This window comes from Hydrogenophaga sp. OTU3427 (assembly GCF_038440225.1).
Lineage (GTDB): Bacteria > Pseudomonadota > Gammaproteobacteria > Burkholderiales > Burkholderiaceae_C > Hydrogenophaga.
In genome coordinates, this window is sequence record NZ_JASATI010000028.1 from 1 (window position 1) to 21786 (window position 21786).

The 21786-nt window shown below is 67.8% G+C and carries 20 protein-coding genes; 4 read left to right on the forward strand and 16 right to left on the reverse strand.

The window, feature by feature from the left end:
* The first annotated feature begins 236 nt into the window (after nt 1-236).
* Nucleotides 237-1001, forward strand: a complete 765-nt coding sequence (gene xth, locus AAHB17_RS15945) for an exodeoxyribonuclease III (RefSeq protein WP_342131624.1) — start codon at nt 237-239, stop codon at nt 999-1001.
* A gap of 193 nt (nt 1002-1194) precedes the next feature.
* Here xth and ntrC read toward each other — a convergent pair whose 3' ends face one another.
* From ntrC to AAHB17_RS15975, 6 genes are all read right to left on the reverse strand, one after another.
* Entirely contained in the window at nt 1195-2706 is a 1512-nt protein-coding gene (ntrC, locus tag AAHB17_RS15950) for a nitrogen regulation protein NR(I) (RefSeq protein ID WP_342131625.1), read from the reverse strand.
* Between the two features lie 52 nt (nt 2707-2758).
* Nucleotides 2759-3841 (reverse strand): nitrogen regulation protein NR(II), encoded by a 1083-nt coding sequence (gene glnL / locus AAHB17_RS15955; RefSeq protein WP_342131626.1) that lies wholly within the window; start codon nt 3839-3841, stop codon nt 2759-2761.
* A gap of 42 nt (nt 3842-3883) precedes the next feature.
* Nucleotides 3884-4453: a hypothetical protein gene (locus AAHB17_RS15960; RefSeq protein ID WP_342131627.1), complete on the reverse strand. Its 570-nt coding sequence runs from the start codon at nt 4451-4453 to the stop codon at nt 3884-3886.
* Nucleotides 4454-4610: 157 nt separating this feature from the next.
* Complete coding sequence (glnA, locus tag AAHB17_RS15965) at nt 4611-6026, reverse strand: type I glutamate--ammonia ligase (RefSeq protein WP_342131628.1); 1416 nt, start codon at nt 6024-6026, stop codon at nt 4611-4613.
* A 225-nt stretch (nt 6027-6251) separates the two neighbouring features.
* A complete protein-coding gene (locus tag AAHB17_RS15970; protein ID WP_342131629.1) occupies nt 6252-7097 on the reverse strand; it encodes a competence/damage-inducible protein A in 846 nt (281 codons plus the stop codon).
* Complete coding sequence (locus tag AAHB17_RS15975; RefSeq protein ID WP_342131630.1) at nt 7094-8014, reverse strand: EI24 domain-containing protein; 921 nt, start codon at nt 8012-8014, stop codon at nt 7094-7096. Before AAHB17_RS15975 ends, AAHB17_RS15970 begins: the two co-directional genes overlap by 4 nt.
* A gap of 36 nt (nt 8015-8050) precedes the next feature.
* Here AAHB17_RS15975 and AAHB17_RS15980 point away from each other — a divergent pair, with 36 nt between their 5' ends.
* A complete protein-coding gene (locus AAHB17_RS15980) occupies nt 8051-8896 on the forward strand; it encodes an alpha/beta fold hydrolase (protein ID WP_342131631.1) in 846 nt (281 codons plus the stop codon).
* Here the strand turns inward: AAHB17_RS15980 and AAHB17_RS15985 are convergent.
* Nucleotides 8882-9631: a 16S rRNA pseudouridine(516) synthase gene (locus AAHB17_RS15985; RefSeq protein WP_342131683.1), complete on the reverse strand. Its 750-nt coding sequence runs from the start codon at nt 9629-9631 to the stop codon at nt 8882-8884. The two genes, AAHB17_RS15980 and AAHB17_RS15985, sit on opposite strands and share 15 nt — an antisense overlap.
* Before the next feature lie 137 nt (nt 9632-9768).
* Here AAHB17_RS15985 and AAHB17_RS15990 point away from each other — a divergent pair, with 137 nt between their 5' ends.
* Nucleotides 9769-10545, forward strand: coding sequence for an SDR family oxidoreductase (locus AAHB17_RS15990; protein WP_342131632.1), 777 nt, complete (start codon nt 9769-9771; stop codon nt 10543-10545).
* A gap of 54 nt (nt 10546-10599) precedes the next feature.
* Here AAHB17_RS15990 and AAHB17_RS15995 read toward each other — a convergent pair whose 3' ends face one another.
* The 3 genes from AAHB17_RS15995 to AAHB17_RS16005 form a co-directional block, all read right to left on the reverse strand.
* Nucleotides 10600-11259 carry an HAD family hydrolase gene (locus AAHB17_RS15995; RefSeq protein WP_342131633.1) on the reverse strand — a complete coding sequence of 220 codons (660 nt, stop codon included), beginning with the start codon at nt 11257-11259 and terminating at the stop codon, nt 10600-10602.
* Nucleotides 11260-11329: 70 nt separating this feature from the next.
* On the reverse strand, nt 11330-11641 hold the full coding sequence (locus AAHB17_RS16000) for an H-NS histone family protein (protein WP_342131634.1): 312 nt from the start codon (nt 11639-11641) through the stop codon (nt 11330-11332).
* Between the two features lie 88 nt (nt 11642-11729).
* Complete coding sequence (locus tag AAHB17_RS16005) at nt 11730-12704, reverse strand: RluA family pseudouridine synthase (protein ID WP_342131635.1); 975 nt, start codon at nt 12702-12704, stop codon at nt 11730-11732.
* 578 nt (nt 12705-13282) lie between these two features.
* On the opposite strand from AAHB17_RS16005, the gene AAHB17_RS16010 reads away from it, so the two are divergent.
* Nucleotides 13283-16345 carry an Rne/Rng family ribonuclease gene (locus tag AAHB17_RS16010; protein ID WP_342131636.1) on the forward strand — a complete coding sequence of 1021 codons (3063 nt, stop codon included), beginning with the start codon at nt 13283-13285 and terminating at the stop codon, nt 16343-16345.
* 179 nt (nt 16346-16524) lie between these two features.
* Here AAHB17_RS16010 and AAHB17_RS16015 read toward each other — a convergent pair whose 3' ends face one another.
* From AAHB17_RS16015 to hemC, 6 genes are all read right to left on the reverse strand, one after another.
* Nucleotides 16525-16914 (reverse strand): carboxymuconolactone decarboxylase family protein, encoded by a 390-nt coding sequence (locus AAHB17_RS16015; RefSeq protein ID WP_342131637.1) that lies wholly within the window; start codon nt 16912-16914, stop codon nt 16525-16527.
* Nucleotides 16868-17317, reverse strand: a complete 450-nt coding sequence (locus AAHB17_RS16020; protein WP_342131638.1) for a MerR family transcriptional regulator — start codon at nt 17315-17317, stop codon at nt 16868-16870. Before AAHB17_RS16020 ends, AAHB17_RS16015 begins: the two co-directional genes overlap by 47 nt.
* Before the next feature lie 172 nt (nt 17318-17489).
* Nucleotides 17490-18758, reverse strand: coding sequence for a heme biosynthesis protein HemY (locus tag AAHB17_RS16025; protein WP_342131639.1), 1269 nt, complete (start codon nt 18756-18758; stop codon nt 17490-17492).
* A 12-nt stretch (nt 18759-18770) separates the two neighbouring features.
* Nucleotides 18771-19931: a uroporphyrinogen-III C-methyltransferase gene (locus AAHB17_RS16030; protein WP_342131640.1), complete on the reverse strand. Its 1161-nt coding sequence runs from the start codon at nt 19929-19931 to the stop codon at nt 18771-18773.
* Nucleotides 19932-19943: 12 nt separating this feature from the next.
* Complete coding sequence (locus AAHB17_RS16035; RefSeq protein ID WP_342131641.1) at nt 19944-20744, reverse strand: uroporphyrinogen-III synthase; 801 nt, start codon at nt 20742-20744, stop codon at nt 19944-19946.
* 28 nt (nt 20745-20772) lie between these two features.
* The gene (hemC, locus tag AAHB17_RS16040; RefSeq protein WP_342131642.1) at nt 20773-21726 is read right to left on the reverse strand and encodes a hydroxymethylbilane synthase; all 954 of its coding nucleotides are present in this window, start codon (nt 21724-21726) and stop codon (nt 20773-20775) included.
* Nucleotides 21727-21786: the final 60 nt, after the last annotated feature.

The window sequence follows — 21786 nt, forward strand, 5'->3', positions numbered from 1 at the left end:
GGGGCCGCGCCCCCGTCCGTGCGTGGCGCCGCGCATGCGCGGTACACCGCTTTGCTGCGGGAATTTCTGCGCGACCGGGGGTCGGCGCTGTCCCGGCTGGCCCAGGAGGGATCACCGGCGGGCTGAGCCGCCACCGGGTCGCGGGGAACGCCGCGAGAGGAACCGCGACTGGCTATCATGCAACGCTCGCCGTGCCTGCGGCGCCCCGCCCGTTGGCGTCAAACCGTTTCCTCCACATGAAGCTTGCGACCTGGAACATCAACTCCCTCAACGTGCGCCTGCCCCAAGTGCTCGACTGGCTGCAGGCCAACCCGGTCGATGTCCTGGCCTTGCAGGAACTCAAGCTCACCGACGACAAGTTTCCGCACGAGGCGCTGGCCGCGCTGGGCTACCAGGCCCAGGTGTTTGGCCAGAAGACCTACAACGGCGTGGCGCTGTTGACCAAGACGCCCGCGCAGGACGTGATCCGCAACATCCCGGGTTTTGCCGATGAGCAGTCGCGGGTGCTGTGCGCCACGGTCGATGGCGTGCGGGTGATCGGCGCTTATTTCCCCAATGGGCAGGAGCCGGGCAGCGAGAAGTTCGACTACAAGATGCACTGGCTCGAAGCCTTGCGCGCCTGGGTGCGTGACGAAATGCGCCGCCACCCGCAGCTGGTGCTCATGGGCGACTACAACATCACCTTCGACGATGCCGACGTCTGGGACCCCGAAGGCCTGCGCGACACCATCCACTGCACCGAGGAAGAGCGCTACCACCTGCGGGCGCTGATCGCGCTCGGCCTGCACGACGGCTTGCGCCTGTTCCCGCAGCCAGACAAGAGCTACTCGTGGTGGGACTACCGCGACTTTGCCTTCCGCCGCAACCGCGGCCTGCGCATCGACCACATCCTGGTGAGCGATGCGCTCAAGGCCCGCGCCAGCGCCTGCGCGATCGACAGGGCACCGCGCAAGAACGAACGGCCCAGCGACCACGCACCGGTGGTGATGACGCTGGACTAGAAGGCAACAGCGCCGACGCGTGAAGCCCGGGCCGGCGCCGGGCCGCTCCCAAGGCGGCCCAGCCCCCCCTAGGGGGCAGCGATCCGCACAGCGGCGGAGCACGGGGGCCACGACCCGGCGCCGGGCCGCCCCAAGCCGGATCAGCCCCCTCGGGGGGCAGCGACCCGCACAGCGGCGGAGCATGGGGGCACCATCACTCCTCCAGGTGCAATTCCTGGATCTTGCGGGTGATGGTGTTGCGGCCGATGCCCAGCTTGTGCGCGGCCTCGATGCGGCGCCCACGGGTGCTGGCCAGCGCGGTCTGGATCAGCCGGGTCTCGAAACGGCGCGTCAGCACGTCCCACACGTCGGTGCGGCCCTCGGCCAGCAGCCGTTGCGCCTCGACCTGCAGGTCGGCCTCCCAGTCGCCACCCGACGCGGCCGGCTCGCCCTGGCTCGCTGGCCAGGCGTGGGGCATCTCGCCAACAGGCAGCCCGATGACTCCCTGCGGGGGCTCGGACACGAACTCCAGCGACGGCATGCTCACGGGGGCGTTGCCACCCAGCACCTCGGGCGGCAGGTCCTTGGTGTCGATCACCTGGGCCGGTGCCATCACGGTCAGCCAGTGGCAGATGTTTTCGAGCTGGCGCACGTTGCCCGGGAACTCGAAGGTGCCCAGCACCTGCAGTGCGGCATCCGAGATGCGCTTGGGCTCCACGCCCAGCTGGGTGGCGCTCTGCTGCAGGAAATAGCGCGTGAGCACGGGCACGTCCTCGCGCCGTTCGCGCAGGGCGGGCAGGCGCAGCCGGATCACGTTGAGGCGGTGGAACAAGTCCTCGCGGAAGCTGCCTTCCTTGACACGCTGCTCCAGGTTCTGGTGGGTGGCGGCGATCACCCGCACGTGGGCCTTGACGGCGCTGTGTCCGCCGACGCGGTAGAAATGGCCATCCGACAGCACGCGCAACAGGCGGGTCTGCAGGTCGAAGGGCATGTCGCCGATTTCGTCGAGGAACAAGGTACCGCCCTCGGCCTGTTCGAAGCGGCCGCGGCGCATGGTCTGGGCGCCCGTGAAGGCCCCGCGTTCGTGGCCGAAGAGTTCGCTTTCCAGCAGGTCCTTGGGGATGGCCGCGGTGTTGATGGCCACGAAGGGACCGTTGGCGCGCGGCGAGTGCTTGTGCAGCGCGCGCGCCACCAGCTCCTTGCCCGAGCCCGATTCGCCGGTGATCAGCACCGTGACGTTGCTCTGCGAGAGCCGGCCGATGGCGCGGAACACGTCTTGCATGGCCGGTGCCTGGCCCAGCATTTCGGGCGCGGCGACCATGCGTTCTTCGGAGACTTCTTCGCGCTGGCTTTCATCGACGGCGCGGCGGATCAGCTCGACCGCCTTGGGCAAGTCGAAGGGCTTGGGCAGGTACTCGAAGGCGCCGCCCTGGAAGGCCGACACCGCGCTGTCCAGGTCGGAGAAGGCGGTCATGATGATGACCGGCAGCCCGGGCAGGCGCTTCTTGACCTGCTCCAGCAGGTCCAGCCCCGAGCCCCCCGGCATGCGGATGTCGCTGACCAGAATCTGCGGCCCTTCGCCTTCGCCATCGCCGGCTTCGTCCAGCGCGCTCAGCACCTCCTGCGGGTGGGTGAAGCTGCGGGTCGGCAGCTCCTCGCGCGCCAAGGCCTTCTCCAGCACGAAGCGAATCGATTGGTCGTCATCCACGATCCAGATGGGTTTCATGCGGGTGTTCCCTGCCTTTCGAGTCGCCTCATTGTGTTGAACAACACCGAACTCAAGGCAATGGAATCAGCAGCTTGAAGTCGGTGCGGCCCGGCTCACTGTCGCACTCGATCAGGCCATGGTGCTGCTGTACGAAGGTTTGAGCCAGCGTCAGCCCCAGGCCAGACCCGCCATCCCGCCCTGACACCAGGGGAAAGAAGATGCGGTCCTTGATCGAGTCCGGCACGCCGGGCCCGTTGTCAATCACATGCAATTCCAGTGCCAACCGATAGCGCTGTTTGCCAAATGTCACCTGGCGGCCGACGCGCGTGCGAAAACGGATCTGCGCGTCGCCCGCCGCGATGCGTGCGGCCAGCGCCTGGGCCGCGTTGTGGGCGATGTTGAGAACGGCCTGGATCAACTGCTCTCGGTCGCCGCGGAACTCGGGGATGGAGGTGTCGTAGTCGCGCACCACGCGCAGGCCCTTGGGGAACTCGGCCAGGATCAGCGAGCGCACGCGTTCGCAGACCTCGTGGATGTTGACGTCTCCCACCACATGCGGACGCCGATGCGGCGCCAGCAGGCGATCCACCAGCGACTGCAGGCGGTCGGCCTCGTGGATGATGACCTGGGTGTATTCGATCAGGTCCTTGGACTCCAGGTCCATCTGCAGCAGCTGCGCCGCGCCACGTATGCCACCGAGCGGGTTCTTGATCTCGTGCGCGAGGTTGCGGATCAACTCCTTGTTGGCCTGGGCCTGGTCGATCAGGCGCTCCTCACGTTCCTGGCGGGCCTGCTGCTCCAGCGGCAGCAGCTCCACCACCACCTCGCCCACCACGTCGGTCTGGGCCACCACCACGTGCACTGGCAGCACGTCGTGGGCCACGCGCTTGAGGCGGGCGTCGTAGCGCAGCGCCGCGAACTCGTTGCCCCGGGCCCCGGCCAGGGCGTTCTTGAGCAGTTGGGGTTCGGTGAAGCAGTCGGGGAAATGGGTGCCGGTGATGCTGCGGCGCGAAATACCCAGCGCATCCTCGAGCGCGGCGTTGGCGAACAGCACCTGCCCGTCCCCGTCCACCACCGCCACCAGGGTGGCCAGCAGGTCCAGCGACTGGAAACGCTGCGTCGGCAAGACCTTCTTCTTTTTCAGTCCGATCATGTGGTGTGGGTCGTCGTTCGGAAGGACCGAGAACACGGCGCCTCAGCGCGGCGCAGGCGCGGTGGAGGCGGCCTGGGCGTTGGGCAGCCGGGCCAGCTCGCGCCTGATGCCTTCCACATCGCTCTGCGCCCGCGCGACGCCAGCCTTGAGTTCGGCCACGCGGTCGAGGTACATCTGGTGGTTGCGGAATTCGGGCCCGCGCTTCTCGGGCTCGCCGTTGTTGTATTCGGCCTTGAGGCCGGTCAGGCGGCTTTCGGCCTTGCGCAGCTCGGCTTCAAGGATGGCCCGCGCATCGGCGTCACGCGCGCGCTGCGCATTGGCGTCCACCCGCTCGTTGTCGTTGCGCGCCGCGCCCGACGGTGGCGCCGAGCGGGCTGCACCGCCGCCGCCCGAAGCGGCGGCCGGCGCCGCAGGCTTGACGCCCTGGATCACGGTGACGTTGCCCCCTTCCACCACGCGGCAACCCCGCGCCTTGGCGTCGCCCGGATCGTTGGTGTACTCGTTGCCGCAGCGGTAGATGCGGTCCTGGGCCAGCACCGGCACCGCGGTGGCCAGCCACAACACGGCCAGCCAGGCGGTGCGCCAGCCAAAAGCGGGGAGAAGAGGTTTCATCGCGGGGTCGGGCATGTCGAACGTTCCAGAAACTGCGCAGCGTGGCAGACCGGCCTGAAATGGTGAATTCCAGTATCGCCCAAAAGTGCCCCGCACTCTGGGCGAGAAAACAAAAAGGGACGGCCGAAGCCGTCCCTTTGCACCACGGTTACCTGGTTTACAGGCTGTAGTACATGTCGTATTCGACCGGGTGCGGTGCCATGCGGAAACGCGTGACTTCGCCCATCTTCAGCTCGATGTAGGCGTCCAGCATGGAGTCGGTGAACACGTTGCCCTTGGTCAGGAAGGCGCGGTCCTTGTCCAGGTAGTCCAGCGCCTGGTCCAGGCTGTGGCAGACGGTGGGCACCAGCTTGTCCTCTTCGGGCGGCAGGTGGTACAGGTCCTTGGTGGCGGCTTCGCCCGGGTGGATCTTGTTTTCCACGCCGTCCAGACCGGCCATCATCAGTGCCGAGAAGCACAGGTAGGGGTTGGCCGAAGGATCGGGGAAACGCGCTTCGATGCGGCGGCCCTTGGGGTTGGCCACATACGGAATGCGGATCGAGGCCGAGCGGTTGCGGGCCGAGTAGGCCAGCTTCACCGGGGCTTCGAAGCCGGGCACCAGGCGCTTGTAGCTGTTGGTGCCGGGGTTGGTGATGGCGTTCAGGGCACGGGCGTGCTTGATGATGCCACCGATGTAGTACAGCGCGAAGTCCGACAGGCCGGCGTAACCGTCACCGGCGAACAGGTTCTTGCCGTCTTTCCAGATCGACTGGTGCACGTGCATGCCCGAGCCGTTGTCGCCAGCGTAGGGCTTGGGCATGAAGGTGGCGGTCTTGCCGTAGGCGTTGGCCACGTTCCAGACCACGTACTTCAGGACCTGCGTCCAGTCGGCGCGCTCGACCAGCGTGCTGAACTTGGTGCCGATTTCGTTCTGGCCAGCGCCCGCCACTTCGTGGTGGAACACTTCAACGGGGATGCCCAGGGATTCGAGGATCAGGGACATCTCGGCGCGCATGTCCTGCGTGCTGTCGACCGGGGGCACGGGGAAGTAGCCGCCCTTGACGGTGGGACGGTGGCCGCGGTTGCCGCCTTCGAGCTTGGCGCCCGAGTTCCATGGGGCTTCGTATTCTTCGATCTCGAACATGACCTTGCCGGGTTCATTGCTCCAGCGCACGCCGTCGAAGATGAAGAATTCAGGTTCCGGTCCGAAGAAGGCGGTGTCGCCCAGGCCCGAGGCCTTCAGGTAGGCTTCGGCGCGCTTGGCGATGGAACGCGGATCGCGGTCGTAGGCCTTGCCGTCGCCCGGCTCGATCACGTCGCACTGCAGGAACAGCGTGGTCTCTTCGAAGAAGGGGTCGATGTTGGCGGTGTTCGGGTCGGGCATGAGTTGCATGTCCGACGCTTCGATGCCCTTCCAGCCGGCCACCGAGGAGCCATCGAACGCATGGCCAGAGCTGAACTTGTCCTCGTCGAAGTGCGACACCGGCACGGTGACGTGCTGCTCCTTGCCGCGGGTATCGGTGAAACGGAAATCAACGAACTTGACTTCGTTGTCCTTCACCATTTGCATCACGTCAGCGACGGTCTTGGCCATCAGAAACTCTCCTGGTACAGGTTGGGTAAAAAGTGGAATGACGGGAATGAGTGAAGCAGCTTTTGTGCCAGCGCGCACCTTGGTGTGGCACGCCGGTCGCTGCGTCAGACTCAATATTGTGCACGCTGGCGCCGGTGGTTCTGCCGCCGGGCCCCAACGAGCACAAACATTTGATCAGGCCCACAAATGCACCAAAAAGATGCATCTGTTTTGCAACGAACACCCTCAGCGCACCATCTCGGGGCCCATGGGTGCACCAAAAGCCAACAGCCCGGCCTTGAGAGCCTCAAAAGCCGGCAGACTGCCGATCTCGTCGCCTTTGACACCCAATTCGATGTGGCGACCATATTCCGCGTGGTCCACGCTGGGCAGGCTGAACACCTTGATGCCCGCGTGTTCGGCCTCGATGCGCTCCATCAGGGGCGTCAGGCTGGCCTCCATTGCACCAAAAACGATCACAGAGCGTTCGACCCAGCGTTGCCGATGGAACCAGGCGCTGCAATGCGTGTCCAGCGCCCAGGCCATCATGGGCCAGGCCATCACCGGAAAACCGGGCAGGAAAAACACGGTGCCGCCGCCCGCGCCCTGGCACTGAAAGCCCGGAATCTTGTTGTAGGGGTTGGGCACGATGGCCGCGCCCTCGGGAAACACGCCCATGTTGAGGCGGTGCTGGTTGTCGGAACGCTCAGGCTCATAGGGCAGTCCCTGCTCCTTGGCCACGTCCTGCATGCGCTCCAGAATCAGGTCGCGTGCCTGCGGGTGCAACACCAGCGGCCGGTCCAGCGCGGCGGCGGCGCACTGGCGCGTGTGGTCGTCGGGCGTGGCGCCGATGCCACCACAGGAAAAGACGATGCCCGGCTGCGCGAACGCGTCGCGCAAGGCGGCCGTGATCTGGCGCCGGTCGTCGCCCACGTAGCGTGCCCAACTGAGCGTCAGGCCACGCTCGCCCAGCAATTCGATGGTCTTGCTCAGGTGCTTGTCGGCGCGTTTGCCCGAAAGGATTTCGTCGCCGACGATGACGAGGCCGATGTCGGGCACCGCCGACGCGGCTTCTGGTGTGCTGGCGTTCATGGCTGAGGCTGGCCGGGCAAGGCCGGCGTGGCGGAGGGAACGGGTTTGGCCACCACGTCGATGATCTCGGGCTGCGGCACACCGGCCGAGCCGCTGGCCGGTGCCGCGGCGGGCACCAGGGCTTGCTGCTGGCGCCGCCGCTCCAGCGCGGCCAGCAGGTAGTGGGCAAACCACAGCGAGGCAAAGGCGAAAACCAGGGTGTAGATCCAGATGGCCAAGGGCACCAGCAAGGGTGCCATGGCGATGAACATGGCGCCCGAGGCCCACAGCAGGCCGGGCGCAGCTCCCAGAAAGCCGGTGATGACGCCCATCGTCAGCAGCGGCCCGCGGTGCCCCATGATCAGCGCACGGCGCTCGTCCTTGCTGGCGTGCGCGGCCAGGGCATCAAAGGCGAACACGCGGTAGGTCAGCCAACCCCAGATCAGCGGTGGCAACACCAGCACGAGAGGCGGCACCAGCCACAGCGGCATGGACAACACCATGGCCAGCACGGCCAGCACGGTGGAGCCCAGGGACCACAGCACGCTGGCCAGCAAGCCACCGCCCTGCTTGCGTTCCAGCGACGCAAACCGCCGCTGGGCCACCAGCTCGACCATGGCCGGCGTCATGCTCACCGCCACCAGCAGCAGGGTGACGAACACGATGACGGGCGTGGCCGCCACCAGCACCAGCAGCGGCGCGAACACGGCGCGGAAAGCCCCCGCGCCGACTTGGTCGAGCCAGGCCAGGAAGGTCTCCATCAGGGCGTAGCTCTGCAGCCACCCGGCGACCGCGCTGACGGCCGGTTCCCAGAAGAAATAACCCAGCGCAAAAGACAGCCCCACCATCAGGATCAGCGGCAGCACCGACAGCGCGATCACGCGCGGGTGCAGGCAGTAGGCGGTGGCACGCCAGAACGAATCAAAGATCAAACCCATGGTTCAAGAATACATCGGAACCGCTACGATGCCGCGATGCCCAGCCCTGCCCTGCCCCCACACATCGCCCTGGACGGCGTGACGCTTGAAGTGCGCCACATCGACGGCGCGTCCGATCTGGCCCCCCTGGTGTTCCTGCACGAAGGCCTGGGCAGCGTGTCCCTGTGGACCCAGCGCGGGCGCGACTGGCCACAAGCCCTGTGTGCCGCCACCGGCCGGGCCGGCTGGCTATATTCGCGCCGGGGTTACGGACGCTCGGACCCGATTCCCGATGTGCGCGGCGAGCACCGGGCCGCGCCACCGAACGGGCTGTGGTCCAGCGGCCGCCACACGACCCACTACATGCACCACGAAGCCTGGCGGGTGTTGCCCCGGCTGCTCCAGGCCCTGCGGGTCGAACGCCCGGTGCTGGTGGGCCACTCCGATGGCGCCACCATTGCGCTGCTGCACGCCGCGCGCCGCCCCGTGGCCGGCTGCGTGGTGATGGCGCCGCACCTCATGATCGAGGACATCGCCCTGAAGGCCATCGCCGAGGCGCGCGAAACCTACCTCGCCAGCGGCGGGCAGCAGGGTCTGCGCAGCCGCCTGGCTCGCCACCATGCGGATGTGGACAACGCCTTCTGGCAATGGAACGACATCTGGCTGTCCGAAGCCTTTCGCGCCTTCGACATCCGCGCCATCTGCCGCGACATCGCAGGCCCGCTGCTGGCGGTGCAAGGCCTGAAGGACGAGTACGGCACCCTGGCCCAGCTCGACGCCGTCGCCCAGGCCGTGCCCCAGGCCCAGCGGCTGGAACTGCCCGACTGCGGCCACAGCCCCCACCGCGACCAGTTCGACGCGCTCACAGAGCGGGTGATGGCGTTTGTCTCAGGCCTTGCCTGAGGCGGGCTGCTTCTTGGACAGGGCCGCCACCTCGTCGGCGGTGAGCCAGCGCCAGGCGCCGGGCGGCAGATCGGCCGGCAAATCCAGGTCGCCGATGCGCGAGCGGTGCAGGGTTTCGACCCGGTTGCCCACGGCGGCCACCATGCGCTTGACCTGGTGGTATTTGCCCTCGGTCAGGGTCAGCCGCAGGTGCAGCGGCGCCACCGCCTCGCAGGCAGCGGCACGCACCGGCCGGGGGTCGTCGTCCAGCACCACGCCGTCCAGCAGGCGCGACACCTGCTTGTCGTCCAGCGCGTGCTTGACGCCCACCTCATAGACCTTGGGTACGTGGTGGCGCGGCGAGGTCATGCGGTGAATGAAGGCGCCATCGTCCGACATCAGCAGCATGCCCGTGGTGTCCTGGTCCAGCCGCCCGACCGGCTGCACGCCGGCCGCCGCGCCACCGCCACGCGCGCGAAGCGGCCCGGGCAGCAGCGTGAAGATGCTGGGGTGGTTACTGGGTTTTTGTGAACATTCATGCCCGGCCGGCTTGTGCAGCATCAGGTAGGCGCGTTCGTGAAAAGCCCAGTCCCGGCCCTGGACCGTGAACACCAGGCCCTGCGTCTCGAATTCGGTCCAGGGATCGTCGCAGGGCGTGCGCTCCGGCCCGACCTGCACCAGGCCCTGCTGCACCAGACCGCAGCACACGCGGCGGGTGCCGAAGCCCTGGGAGAACAAGATTTCCTGCAACGGCAACATGGGGTAGCGGGCACAAACGGCCAAAAAGCGAGGGCGCGAGCATACCGCACAGGCCCGTCTGGCGCCCAGGTGACGCCCGCCGCGCCGGCACCACCCTATGCTCGGCGGCATCCCCACCGCAGCCACACCCGACCATGGACACACGCCACCTGTTTTCCCTCGAAGGCCGCACAGCGCTCATCACCGGCGGCTCGCGCGGCATCGGCCGCATGATCGCCGAGGGCTTCCTGGCCCAGGGCGCCCGGGTCTACATCAGCGCACGCAAGGCCGAAGCCTGCGATGCCACGGCCCGGGAACTGTCGGTCCTGGGCCACTGCGTGTCGCTGCCGGCCGATGTGTCCGGCGCCGCCGGCATCGCGGCCTTGACGCAGGCCTACCTGCGGCATGAGCCCACGCTGGATATCCTGGTCAACAACGCCGGTGCCGCCTGGGCCGCGCCTTTTGATGCGTTTCCGGAAAGCGGCTGGGACAAGGTGGTGGATCTCAACCTGAAGACGCCCTTCTTCCTCACCCAGGCACTGGCGCCCGCACTGCGCGCCGCCGCCACGGCCAGCGGCCGCCCGGCCAAGGTGATCCACATCGCGTCCATCGACGGTCTGTCGGTCAACCCGCTGGAGACCTACCCCTACGCGGCCAGCAAGGCCGGCCTGATCCACCTGACCAAGCGCATGGCCTTGCAACTGGTGGGCGAACAGATCGTGGTCAACGCCATCGCGCCCGGGGCCTTTCCCACCGACATGAACCGCGCGGCGCGCGATGAGGAAGAACACACCAGCCGCCGCATCCCGGCTGGGCGCGTGGGCCAGCCCGAAGACCTGGCGGCAGCGGCCATCTACCTGGCCTCGCGGGCCGGCGACTACGTCGTTGGCGAAACCCTGGTGGTCGACGGCGGCGTGACCCACGCCCGATGAGCGCTTAGAACTTGTCCGTCAATTAGGCGGGCCCCCCAATTGACGGACAAGTTCTTAACCGTTGTTCAGCAGCCAGTCGTGCAGCTCGCGCACCGAGTGTGCGACGAACAGTGGGCCATGGGCCTCGAAGCCGGCGTGGTCGTGTGCGCCGTAGGCCACACCCACACTCGCGCAACCCGCGTTCTGCGCCATCAGCAGGTCATGGGTGGTGTCGCCGATCATCAGGGTGCGTTCGGGCGGCACGCCCCACACGGCCATCAGCTCCTGCAGCATCAGCGGGTGCGGCTTGCCGGCGGTTTCGTCGGCGGTGCGTGAATCGTCGAACACCCCCTGCAGCGGCGCTGCGCGCAGGCATTCGTCCAGCCCGCGCCTGCTTTTTCCCGTGGCCACGGCCAGCCAGTGCTGCCGGGCCTTGAGGTCGGCCAGCAGGGGCAGGACGCCGTCGAACAGGCTCAACTCGTCCGCCCGGCTGCTGTAGTGGTGGCGGTAGCGGGCGCCCAGTTCGGCATATTTTTCGGGTGGCACGTCCGGCGCCGCGTGCGCCAGCGCCTGCATCAGCCCCATGCCGATCACGTAGCTGGCCTGCTCCCGGCTGGGCATGCGCCCGCCCACGTCCAACACCGCCGCCTGGATGGACTGGGTGATGAGCGCCGTGGAGTCGAACAGGGTGCCGTCCCAGTCGAAGGCGATGAGGTCGAACCGGCGGTGTGTCATGGCGGACAAGAGTCAAGAAACAACAAAGGGCGCATTGTGCGCCCCTTGTGATGTCAGGCGCGAACGCCGCTCAGATGCGGAAATCTTCGATGTTCTTGCCGGCGGCCAGCAGGGCACGCACCCACTCCGGCTTGCGGCCCAGGCCACCGGCCCAGGTTTCGCCGTTGGGGCCGCGGTACTTGGCTTCGCGCGCATCGGCCTTGGGCTTGGAGGTCTTGCGGCCGGTGGAAGCGGAGCCACCCAGATCGGCCACGGAAATGCCATATTCCTTCATCTTGGACTTGATGTCCGCAATCACCGCCGCCAATTCCTGCTTGCGCACCTGCTCGGCTTGCGCCATCAATGCCTGTGCCTGATTGACCAGTTCGGAATAAGTTGCCATGTGAACTCCTGATAAAAATGGGGAAGCGGCGCGAGTTTACACAATTCGGCCAGCATTCTCCCCAGAAAAAAGATCGCTCACGGTAAATTTACGTCAATGCCGCCCACGGCGCCAATTCAACCGGCAACTCCGAACGCATTTCCATCACCTCTGCCGTGGTCGGGTGTTGCAATGTCAACCGCCAGGCATGCAGAAACATGCGCTTGAGTCCGAGTTTGTTCATCCGGCGATTCAATTCAAAATCGCCGTATTTGTCATCGCCGACAATCGGATGCCCGGCGTGCGACAAATGCACACGGATCTGGTGGGTGCGCCCGGTCTTGATGGTGACTTCCAACAGGCTGAACAGCGTATCGGCCTCGGGCGTGCCCGCCAGCGCGCTCAGACGGCCACTGGCACGCACCTTCACCAGGGTGACCGAACGCATGCCATTGGGGTCGTCGGCCGGCACCACCCTGACCCGGCGTTCGCCATCGGCCTGCAGGTATTTGTGCAGGGCCTGGTCAATGACTTTTTTGCGGCCCGGCCAAATACCCTGAACCAATGTCAAATAGGTCTTTCCAGTTTCGCGTTCCCTGAACTGGTTTTGCAATGCCTTGAGTGCGCTCTTTTTCTTGGCCACCAGCAGGATGCCGCTGGTTTCCCGGTCCAGTCGATGCACCAATTCCAGCAGGGGGGCGCCCGGGCGGGCCTGGCGCAGTTGTTCGATGACGCCAAAAGACACCCCGCTGCCGCCATGCACCGCCACCCCCGCCGGTTTGTCGATGGCCATGAAAGTGGCATCTTCGAAAAGCATCGGAAATTCGCGCGGCGGCGCCGCATTTTCGGGCAACACCGCCGGCTTCTCGCTCATGCGCAAAGGCGGCACCCGAATGTCGTCGCCGGCATTCACCCGGGTATCGGCGCTGGCGCGGCCTTTGTTGATGCGCACCTCCCCCGACCGAATGATGCGGTAAACCAGCGTCTTGGGCACGCCTTTCAGATGCCGGATCAGGAAATTGTCCAGGCGTTGGCCGGTCGACTCTTCATCGACAAACAGGTGACGAACTTCGGCTGACGCCATGGTGAAACCGCAATCGCTGCAAATGGCGGCTGGGGCCTATAATGGCTCGTTCCCGCCGCGTGTGTAAGTGTTTGATTTGCCGGCAGTTTAAGGCAGTCACCCCACAGCGCTCGGATGGAACACGCCGACATCCTTCGGCGCGCCCTTCCGCCATAGGCATTTTGGCCGGCGGTGGGGGCGTGGGCCGACGGACGAGTCGAAACGATTTGTGAACCCGATTACGGAATACCCCGATCGGCCAGCCGGCACAGTCCCATGGACTGACACCGGCTGGCCGAGGACCCAAGTGAACCCAGAGACAACGCAGGCAGATCCCGTGTTCCCCACCGATTTGTGGCCTTCTTTGACGTTTCGCCCACCTCCACGCGCCTACGCCCAGTGCGGGTCATCGACGCGGCACCTGTGTGCCCCCAGCGTCTGACCGCTCTGCGCTCTCCGGCAATTCCCTCCTCGTTCGCAACTCGCGCTGACTCACGGCACCCGGCCCCCTGAAGGGCCACGGAGTGAGCGACCGCCCGCCAGCCTGGGGCTGCGGCGGCCGTGCACGTTGTGCATTGTTTGCAACGAGGAAAACGCACATGAAGCGTATGCTGATCAACGCCACGCAGGCCGAAGAGCGCCGCCTGGCGATCGTGGACGGCCAGAAACTGCTGGACTACGAAATCGAGATCGAAGGGCGCGAGCAGCGCAAGGGCAACATCTACAAGGCCGTCGTCACGCGTGTCGAGCCCTCGCTGGAAGCCTGTTTTGTCGACTACGGCGAAGAACGCCACGGTTTCCTGCCCTTCAAGGAAATCTCGCGCCAGTACTTCCAGGGCAATGCCTCGCCCTCGCAGGCCCGCATCAACGAAGTGATCAAGGAAGGCCAGGAACTGCTGGTCCAGGTCGAGAAGGAAGAACGCGGCAACAAGGGCGCGGCCCTGACCACCTTCGTCAGCCTGGCCGGCCGTTACGTGGTGCTGATGCCCAACAACCCGAGGGGCGGTGGCGTGAGCCGTCGCATCGAGGGTGAAGAGCGCCAGGAACTCAAGCAGGCCCTGGACCAGCTCGAATACCCCAACGGCATGAGCATCATCGCGCGCACCGCCGGCATCGGCCGCGAGGCGCCCGAGCTGCAATGGGACCTGAACTACCTGCTCAAGCTGTGGACCGCCATCGACGGCGCCTCCAAGGCCGGCAAGGGCGCCTTCCTGATCTACCAGGAATCCAGCCTGGTGATTCGCGCCATCCGCGACTACTTCAACAGCAACATCGGCGAGATCCTGATCGACACCGATGACATCTACGAGCAGGCCCACCAGTTCATGAGCCACGTGATGCCCGAGCACGGGCACCGCGTGAAGCGCTACCGCGACGACGCACCGCTGTTCAGCCGCTTCCAGATCGAACACCAGATCGAGACCGCCTACAGCCGCACCGTGCAGTTGCCCAGCGGTGGTGCCATCGTGATCGACCAGACCGAAGCCCTGGTGGCGGTGGACGTCAACTCGGCCCGCGCCATCAAGGGCGGCGACATCGAGGAAACCGCGACCCGCACCAACCTGGAAGCCGCCGACGAAGTCGCGCGCCAGGCCCGCCTGCGCGATCTGGGTGGCCTGATCGTGATCGACTTCATCGACATGGAGGAGAGCAAGAACCGCCGCGAGGTCGAGAACCGCCTGCGCGACGCCCTGCGCCAGGACCGCGCCCGCGTGCAGTTCGGCTCCATCAGCAAGTTCGGCCTGCTGGAAATGAGCCGCCAGCGCCTCAAGCCCATGCTGAGCGAAGGCGCCTCCATCCCCTGCCCCCGTTGCGGCGGCTCGGGCCACATCCGCGACACCGAAAGCTCGGCGCTGCAGATCCTGCGCATCATCCAGGAAGAGTCGCTCAAGGACAGCACGGCCGCCGTGTTCGTGCAGGTGCCGGTCGAAGTGGCCAGCTTCCTGCTCAACGAAAAGCGCACCGAGATCACCAAGATCGAACTCAAGCAGCGCATCAACGTGCTGCTGGTGCCCAACAAGTCGCTGGACACCCCGCACTACAAGCTCGAGCGCATCAAACACGACGACCCGCGCCTGGACAACCTCGACGCCAGCTACAAGATGGCCGAGGAAGTCGAGGACGTGACCGCCGTCACGCGCCGCAGCCAGGAACGCACCAACAAGCAGGAACCGGTGATCAAGGGCGTGCTGCCCGACGGTCCCGCACCCGTGGCCGCCCGCGCCGAGCCTGCCGCGGCACCCGCCCCGGCTGCAGCACCCGCCACGCGCGCGCCGGCCGCCCCCGCCGCGTCGGCCCCGGTGCCGGCGAGTGGCGGTTTCTTTGGCTGGCTCAAGCGCCTGCTGGGAGGTGCCCCCGAAACCTCGCCCGCTTCCGCACCGGCGACCACGCCGTCGACCGCAGCCGGCGCCCCCAGCAGCGTCAACAAGGATGGCCGCCGTGACGGTGGCCGTGGTGGCCGCGGTGGCCGCAGCGACAGCCGTGAAGGCGGACGCGACAGCGGTCGCGAAGGCAACCGCGACGGCGCCCGTGGCGGTCGCGGTGGCGCGCGCACCGAAGGCGCGGAACGCCAGGGCGGTCAGCCGCAGGGCACCGCCCCGGGCGACAGCCGCCGTGGCGGCGAAGCCCGCCCACCGCGCGGAGAAGGCCGCAACGAGGGTCGCCGCGATGGCCGCCGTGAAGGTGGTCGCGATGGTGGACGGGAAGGCGCCCGCGAGAGCAGCGAAATGAACCTCGCCGCCGCTGCGGTGGCCACCGAGGGCGTGTCCATGGACAACGCCGCCGCCGGCACCGACGCACCGCGCCGCGAACGCACCGAGCGGGGTGAGCGTGGCGAAGGCGGACGCCGCGAACGGGGTGGCCGCCGTGGCGAACGCCGCACCGGCGCCGAGGACGGTGCCGCACCGTCCCGCGACGCCCAGGGCGACCTGCCGCGCGACGACGGCGCCCTGGCCGCCCAAGGGCAGGTCGGTGGCAATGAACCGGGCCAGGAAGGCGACGCACCACAAGACGGCGGCGACGCCCAACGCGCACCGCGCGAGCGCCGCAGCCGCGACCGTTATGGCCGTGAACGCCGCCCGCGTCCGGACAACGCCGAACCAGGCCAGACCGCCGACGCCTCTGGCGAGGCCGCCGCGGCACCCGCCGTGAACGACGCTGTCGAGACCGATGAAGGCAACAGCCGCCGTTCCTACTTCACCCAGTCCAGCGCCGCCCCCCAGGACGCACCGGCCGTGGTGAGCAACACGCCCGTGGCCGCGGCTCCCGCAGTCGCCCCGGCTCAGGCGCCATTGTTCGTCGAAGCCGTGGCGCCGGCGGTGGTTGCCGCCGCACCGGTGTCCGCCCCGGCCCCTGTGGCCGCGCCGGCACCCGCCCCCGTGCCTGCCACGACCGCCGGCTTGCCCAAGGTACAAGCCTTTGCGCTGGACGTGGCACCGCTGGAAACCCTCGCGCAAAACTCCGGCCTGCAATGGGTGCACTCGGACCTCCACAAGGTGCAACTGGTGCAAGCCGCCATCGCGGCCGAACCCCAGCCCATCCACGTGCCGCGCGAACCCAAGCCGGTGGTGGCGCTGGACGATGGTCCGCTGGTGCTGGTCGAAACCCGCCGCGACCTGCGCAACATGGTGCTGCCCTTCGAGCAGACCGGCAACACCCAGTGAGGCAGTGAGGTGGCGGACCCAGCGTCCGCCCCACATGCACAAACAAAAGCCGCCGCGCATCCGCGCAGGCGGCTTTTTCCTTTCACGTTGACATCAGCCCCGACCCATAGCCACGCCATACGGAAAACCGCGTTGGCGTCCCGGGCCATGCCACCAGAATGCACGACCAGAATCTGGCGTCAACCTCTGTGTCGTGCCGGCGATGAAAAGACTTCCTTGGCGGCGGTCAACCCATTGAGAGCTGCAGGGAAGCCTGCGTAGACCGCCATCTGCATGATGGTTTCGACAATCTCCGTGCGCGTCACGCCCACATTGAGTGCCCCCTGGATGTGCACCTTGAGTTGGGGCGCTGCGTTGCCCAGTGCAGTCAGGGCGGCGACCACCGCGATTTCACGGCTTTTCAGATCCAGGCCAGGGCGGGAATACACGTCCCCAAGTGGAAATTCGATCAAGTAGCGGGCAAAGTCCGGGGCAATATCAGCCAGACTCTGCACGACACGCTCACCAGCCTCACCATCGATTTCACGCAGTTTTGCGAACCCGCGCTCGTAGCGACTTTCCATGTTCATTCACATGTCCTTCATCAGAGATTGAATCCGACGCCAAGGACTGCTCGATCGCACGGTAATGTTCGATCTTCGCCTGCAAAGCTGCCGCGGATTGGCGCATCGCTTCGATGCCGGCAAGAACGTCCGTCAAGTGTTCTTCCAACATCTGGCGCCGATCCGGCACCGTCGGGTCCCCAGCGCCACGTAGCTTTGCGAACGCCTGCATCTTGCCAATGGGCATGTGCGTCGTTCGCAACCGCAGCAGGAACTCGATCCAAGCCATGTCCGATGCCGCGTAACGCCTCTGGCCTCCTGCGGCACGACCGACAGGGGCGATCAGCCCGATGCGTTCGTAATAGCGGAGGGTGTGAGCTGTCAGGCCTGTGCGCCTGGCGACTTCGTCAATACCCAGTTGAGATTCCATGGGGTGATCCTAAAAGTTGGACTGCGCTCTAAGTCAACAACTTTGTGACCCCATCAGCGGCCAGCTGCAAAAACCACCCGGGCAGAACAGCACGCGTTTGCGGGCGATGGAACCGCTCTGCCACCGGTGACACCCCTTCGGGCAGGAGCCTGCCCGGTTGCCGCTGAACGCGTCAGCCGATCTGTGCGGCCCGCTTCCAGGCGGCCTGGGCGGCGGTGGCATCGTCGCGTTCCTCGGCCAGCCGCGCCAGCCCGCACCAGGTCTGGCGCAGCAGATCGGCGTCTTCCAGGCCGGTGCTGGCCTGGGTCAACAATTGCGCTGCCTTGCCCCACAGCTGCCGCTGCAGGCACACCTGGCCGGCCAGGTACTGCAGATAGGGGTCGTTGGGCACCTGGCGCTGCATCTGCTCCACGCGCGACAACCAGGCGCTGTCGTCCACGTCCATGCGCCAGGCCAGCAGCTTGACGAAACGGGAACGCCAGTGGGGGCTGAGTTCCGGATAGGCCGACCACGCGGGCAGAACCACGTCGCGGGCCAGTCGGGCCGCGGTGTCGGCGTCCTGGTCGGCCAGGGCACGGAAGCGCTCACCGGCGGCAATCGCAAGCTCGGGCATGGACTGCTCGTCGGCATCCAGGCTGCGCCACACCGCCTGCAACTGGGTCACATCGCGCGCGCCCTTGAAGGCATCCAGGACCAGACCACGCAGCACGCTGGCCGCGGCATCGCTGGAAAAGGCCCGGTGCTTGGCCAGCACACGCGCCATCTCCAGCGCGGGCAAGGCGTCGTGCTGCATGCGGGCGACACGCAGGCGCAGGCGCAGGGTCTGGATGCGCCGCGCGGCGCCCTGGGGCAGCTCGGCCAGCCAGCCCGATGCGGCGCTTGGATCCCGGTCTTCGATGGCCCAGCGCGCGGCGCGCAGCAAGGCGCCTTCGCGGGTTTCGCCGGCGGTGCGCAGGACGGCCGGCGCGATGGCGTCACGCAGGTGGCGGTCACGCAACTCGCGGTTCTGCAGCGCGTGCGCGCTTTCGGCCAGCAGCAGGTGCGCCAGGGCACTGATCTGGGCGTGGCGCGGCAGGTGCTGCTCATGGATCTGGTGCAGGTGGTTGAGCGCTTCGGTGGCCGCCGTCTGCGCCCGCACGAAACGGCCGGCGAGCTGGTTGGACAAGGCGTCCATGACGCCGGCCACCGCCGCGCGTTCCAGCTGCAAGGCACGCCAGCGTCGGGCGCGCTCGGGCATGGCCAGCAGCGAGGACGCGCCACGCAGGCTGAAGTGCAGCAGCAGGAACAGGCCCACCAGCACGAACAGCACCAGGTTGAAGGAGAGGTCGATGCGGTACGGCGGCCAGAACACGGTCACGCTGGACTGGTTCTGCCCGACCAGCAGCGCCAGCGCCACGGCCACCGCGGCCCACCCCAGAAACCAGAACACGTGACGGAACATGGCGCGCGGCCCTCAGCGCCCGCCGGCGGCGGCGGCCAGCGCGGACAGGGTTTCGTTCGGACGGGGCAGGTCGGTGGATTTCATCTCGGACTGGATCTGCGCCAGGGCCTTGAGCATGTTGCGCGTGACCACGGCGTCGTCGTCGAAGTAGCGCCGCACCGCGGCGGCGGTGGCCAGCACGTCGACCTGCGCCAGCGGGATCTGCCGCGCCAGCAAGGCCAGACGGGCATTGAGGAGCTGCATCTTGAGGTTCTGCCGCAGCATCATGGACTGCTCGGGCGCCAGCAGCAGCGCCTCGGGCTGGTCGATGCGGCTCACGCGCAGCAGGTCGCGGGCTTCGTCGCGCACCTCGGCCCAGATCCGCTGCCACAACACCTGCGCCTGCTCGTTCAGGCGGTCCCACAGGCCGGTGCTCACCTCGCTGGTGGCGGCCGCGTCCACGTCCGATCCCGTCTTGCCCTGCCCACCGACGCCACCCGGCAGCGGCACGCCACGGCTGGGCGAACCGCCCAGGCCCGAGCGCCCCAGGGCCCCCACCGCATTGGCCAGGGGCAGGTCGTCCACGGCCTTGACCATTTCGTCCAGGCGGTTGGCCAGCGCCGGGATGTCGGTCAGCGAGGTGGCCTGGATGCGCTCGATGTCGCGGGCAATGGCCCGCTGCACCGGGTTCAGCCGGGGTTGTGTGGCGCGGGCGATGCGCTGGTCGGCCGATTGCAGTGCGGAAATCAGCAGCTGCGCGCTGCCCGTGAGCTGGGCCTGCTGCTGCGCCAGCTTGAGCGTGGATTCGAGTTCCTGCACCAAGTGGTCGTCGCGGCTGCGCGAGACGCTGATCATCAGCTCTTCCAGCTGGGTGCGCTGCAGGCTGACCTCGGACAGCCGTACCTCGGCCACGCTCAGGCGCGCCTGCAGCTCCTGGGTGGCGGATTCGGTCTGCGTGGCGGTTTCACGCGCGTCCTTGGCGTCACTGGCCGTCTCGGCGCTCTGGCGGGCCAGGGCCTGCTGGGTCTGCTCCAGCTTCTGCCACAGGATGCCCGACATCAGCAGCGCCACCAGCGCCACCACCAGGGTGAGCGTGAGCAGGGCACCGGCGCCCCCGCCGCGCGCTGGCGGCGGGGCCGTGCGCTCCTCGGTGGCGGGCACGGCGGTGCTGGAAGATGGGGTGTCGGCACTCATGTCAAGCCGATTCTAGGCGCCCGCAGACGCGCGCAAGTCCCGCAGCGCGTCGTACACGGCGGTCAGCGTGGGACGCACCGTCCGGATGTGCCGAAAACCAACACCTGCGAGCGCCTCGGCGATCCGGGGATGGGTCGCCAGCGCGGGCGTGCGGGCCCAATCCTGTCCCGGCAGCAGCCGTGGCAGGTGCGTGGCGGCCTCGCCGCTGCTGAACAGCCAGACGCTGCCATCGGCCGCCGCCACGGCAGCCGCCCGGCGCGTCGCGTCATCCCACACCGGGCAGCGACGCTCGTAGACGGCCAAGGCAGACACGCGCGCGCCGGCGGCCTCGCATTGCCGGATCAGCCAGTCGCGGCCCGACGAGGCCCGGGCATCACCGGCCGTCGGCCCACTGCGCCCGCGCACCACCAGCACCGCGTCGCCCGCCCGCAATTGGGGGGCAACCACCGCCCACAGGGCTTCGGAGTCGAACTGCGGGGCCTCGTCCACCGGCCGGTCGATCAGATGGTCCGGCACGCCGGCGGCGCGCAAGGCGGCGGCGGTCCCCGGCCCGGGGGCCCAGCAGCGCACGCCCGCCGGCCAGGGCGCCTGGCGCCCGGCCAACAGGCCGCGCACCGCATTGCCACTGACCCACATCACGGCGCGCAAGCCCTCGACCGACACCGGATCGGACGCCGGGGGCAGCATCACGATGTCGATCAGCGGCAGGGCCAAGGGCACACAGCCGGCAGCCCGCAGGCCCTCGATCCAGGGGCCTGATTCGTCCAGCGGACGAGTCACCACGACCCGCATGCCGGGGGCAGGCGCCGCCATCACCACACCAGGTCCGCCGGGGCGCCGCTCAAGGTGCCCCCGCCGCGCGCAGGGCGGCGCTCACGCGCTGGCCCAGCGCCTCGGCGGCGGCCAGGTCGTGCAGGTCGCCCAAGGCCAGCTCATCGCTGGCCCGCACCAGCGGCATGGCCCCCTCGACATCGCCCCACGCGGCACGCAGCTGCAACTGGCCCTGTGCCAACACCGCGTGCGCGGCCAAAGGCATGGAACAACTGCCGCCCATGGCGCGGGACACCGCGCGTTCGGCCGCCACGGCGCACCAGGTGGCGGCATGGCACAGCGGCGCCAGCGCTGCACGCAGCTCCGGCCGGCCGCTGCGGATCTCGATGCCCAACGCGCCCTGCCCCGCCGCGGGCAGCATGGCCTCGGGCTCGAACACCTGGCGGATGCGCGCGCCCAGGCCCAGGCGTTTGAGGCCGGCCGCCGCCAGCACGATGGCGTGGTACTGGCCTTCGTCGAGCTTGCGCAAACGGGTGTCGAGGTTGCCGCGCAGCGGCTCGATGCGCACGTCGCCGCGGTCCAGAGCGCGCAGCGCGTCCTGCAGCAGCACCTGGCGGCGCAGGCTGGAGGTGCCCACCACCGCGCCCGGCGGCAGGTCGGCCAGCCCGGCACAGTGGGGCGACACCCAGGCATCGCGCGGGTCCTCGCGCTCCATCACGGCCGCCAGCTCGAAGCCCGGCGGCAGCTCCATGGGCACGTCCTTGAGCGAGTGCACGGCGAGGTCGGCGCGGCCGTCCTCCAGCGCGGTTTCCAGCTCCTTGACGAACAGGCCCTTGCCGCCCACCTTGCTCAGCGTGCGGTCCAGGATCTGGTCGCCCAGCGTGGTCATGCCCAGCAGGCTGACGCGGTGGCCCAGCGCCTCCAGGCAGGCCTTGACATGGTGGGCCTGCCACATCGCCAGGCGGCTTTCGCGGGTGGCGATGGTGAGGTTCAGCGGGTTGGAAACGGGAGAGGTGGAGACCATGCGGAAGCGGCGCCGAGGACAAGCAAAACGGTCCGGGATGCTAGCACGCGCCCCTGGCGC

Bases quoted from the DNA above. Each gene is read 5' to 3' on its own strand.
- AAHB17_RS15995 (WP_342131633.1), bottom strand. From the start codon at position 11,259: ATGACACACCGCCGGTTCGACCTCATCGCCTTCGACTGGGACGGCACC.
- AAHB17_RS16005 (WP_342131635.1), bottom strand. From the start codon at position 12,704: ATGGCGTCAGCCGAAGTTCGTCACCTGTTTGTCGATGAAGAGTCGACC.
- AAHB17_RS16025 (WP_342131639.1), bottom strand. From the start codon at position 18,758: ATGTTCCGTCACGTGTTCTGGTTTCTGGGGTGGGCCGCGGTGGCCGTG.
- AAHB17_RS16030 (WP_342131640.1), bottom strand. From the start codon at position 19,931: ATGAGTGCCGACACCCCATCTTCCAGCACCGCCGTGCCCGCCACCGAG.
- AAHB17_RS15975 (WP_342131630.1), bottom strand. From the start codon at position 8,014: ATGGGTTTGATCTTTGATTCGTTCTGGCGTGCCACCGCCTACTGCCTG.
- xth (WP_342131624.1), top strand. From the start codon at position 237: ATGAAGCTTGCGACCTGGAACATCAACTCCCTCAACGTGCGCCTGCCC.
- AAHB17_RS16010 (WP_342131636.1), top strand. From the start codon at position 13,283: ATGAAGCGTATGCTGATCAACGCCACGCAGGCCGAAGAGCGCCGCCTG.
- glnL (WP_342131626.1), bottom strand. From the start codon at position 3,841: ATGATCGGACTGAAAAAGAAGAAGGTCTTGCCGACGCAGCGTTTCCAG.
- AAHB17_RS15960 (WP_342131627.1), bottom strand. From the start codon at position 4,453: ATGAAACCTCTTCTCCCCGCTTTTGGCTGGCGCACCGCCTGGCTGGCC.
- AAHB17_RS15970 (WP_342131629.1), bottom strand. From the start codon at position 7,097: ATGAACGCCAGCACACCAGAAGCCGCGTCGGCGGTGCCCGACATCGGC.
- glnA (WP_342131628.1), bottom strand. From the start codon at position 6,026: ATGGCCAAGACCGTCGCTGACGTGATGCAAATGGTGAAGGACAACGAA.
- hemC (WP_342131642.1), bottom strand. From the start codon at position 21,726: ATGGTCTCCACCTCTCCCGTTTCCAACCCGCTGAACCTCACCATCGCC.
- AAHB17_RS16035 (WP_342131641.1), bottom strand. From the start codon at position 20,744: ATGGCGGCGCCTGCCCCCGGCATGCGGGTCGTGGTGACTCGTCCGCTG.
- AAHB17_RS16020 (WP_342131638.1), bottom strand. From the start codon at position 17,317: ATGGAATCTCAACTGGGTATTGACGAAGTCGCCAGGCGCACAGGCCTG.
- ntrC (WP_342131625.1), bottom strand. From the start codon at position 2,706: ATGAAACCCATCTGGATCGTGGATGACGACCAATCGATTCGCTTCGTG.
- AAHB17_RS16015 (WP_342131637.1), bottom strand. From the start codon at position 16,914: ATGAACATGGAAAGTCGCTACGAGCGCGGGTTCGCAAAACTGCGTGAA.
- AAHB17_RS16000 (WP_342131634.1), bottom strand. From the start codon at position 11,641: ATGGCAACTTATTCCGAACTGGTCAATCAGGCACAGGCATTGATGGCG.
- AAHB17_RS15990 (WP_342131632.1), top strand. From the start codon at position 9,769: ATGGACACACGCCACCTGTTTTCCCTCGAAGGCCGCACAGCGCTCATC.
- AAHB17_RS15980 (WP_342131631.1), top strand. From the start codon at position 8,051: ATGCCCAGCCCTGCCCTGCCCCCACACATCGCCCTGGACGGCGTGACG.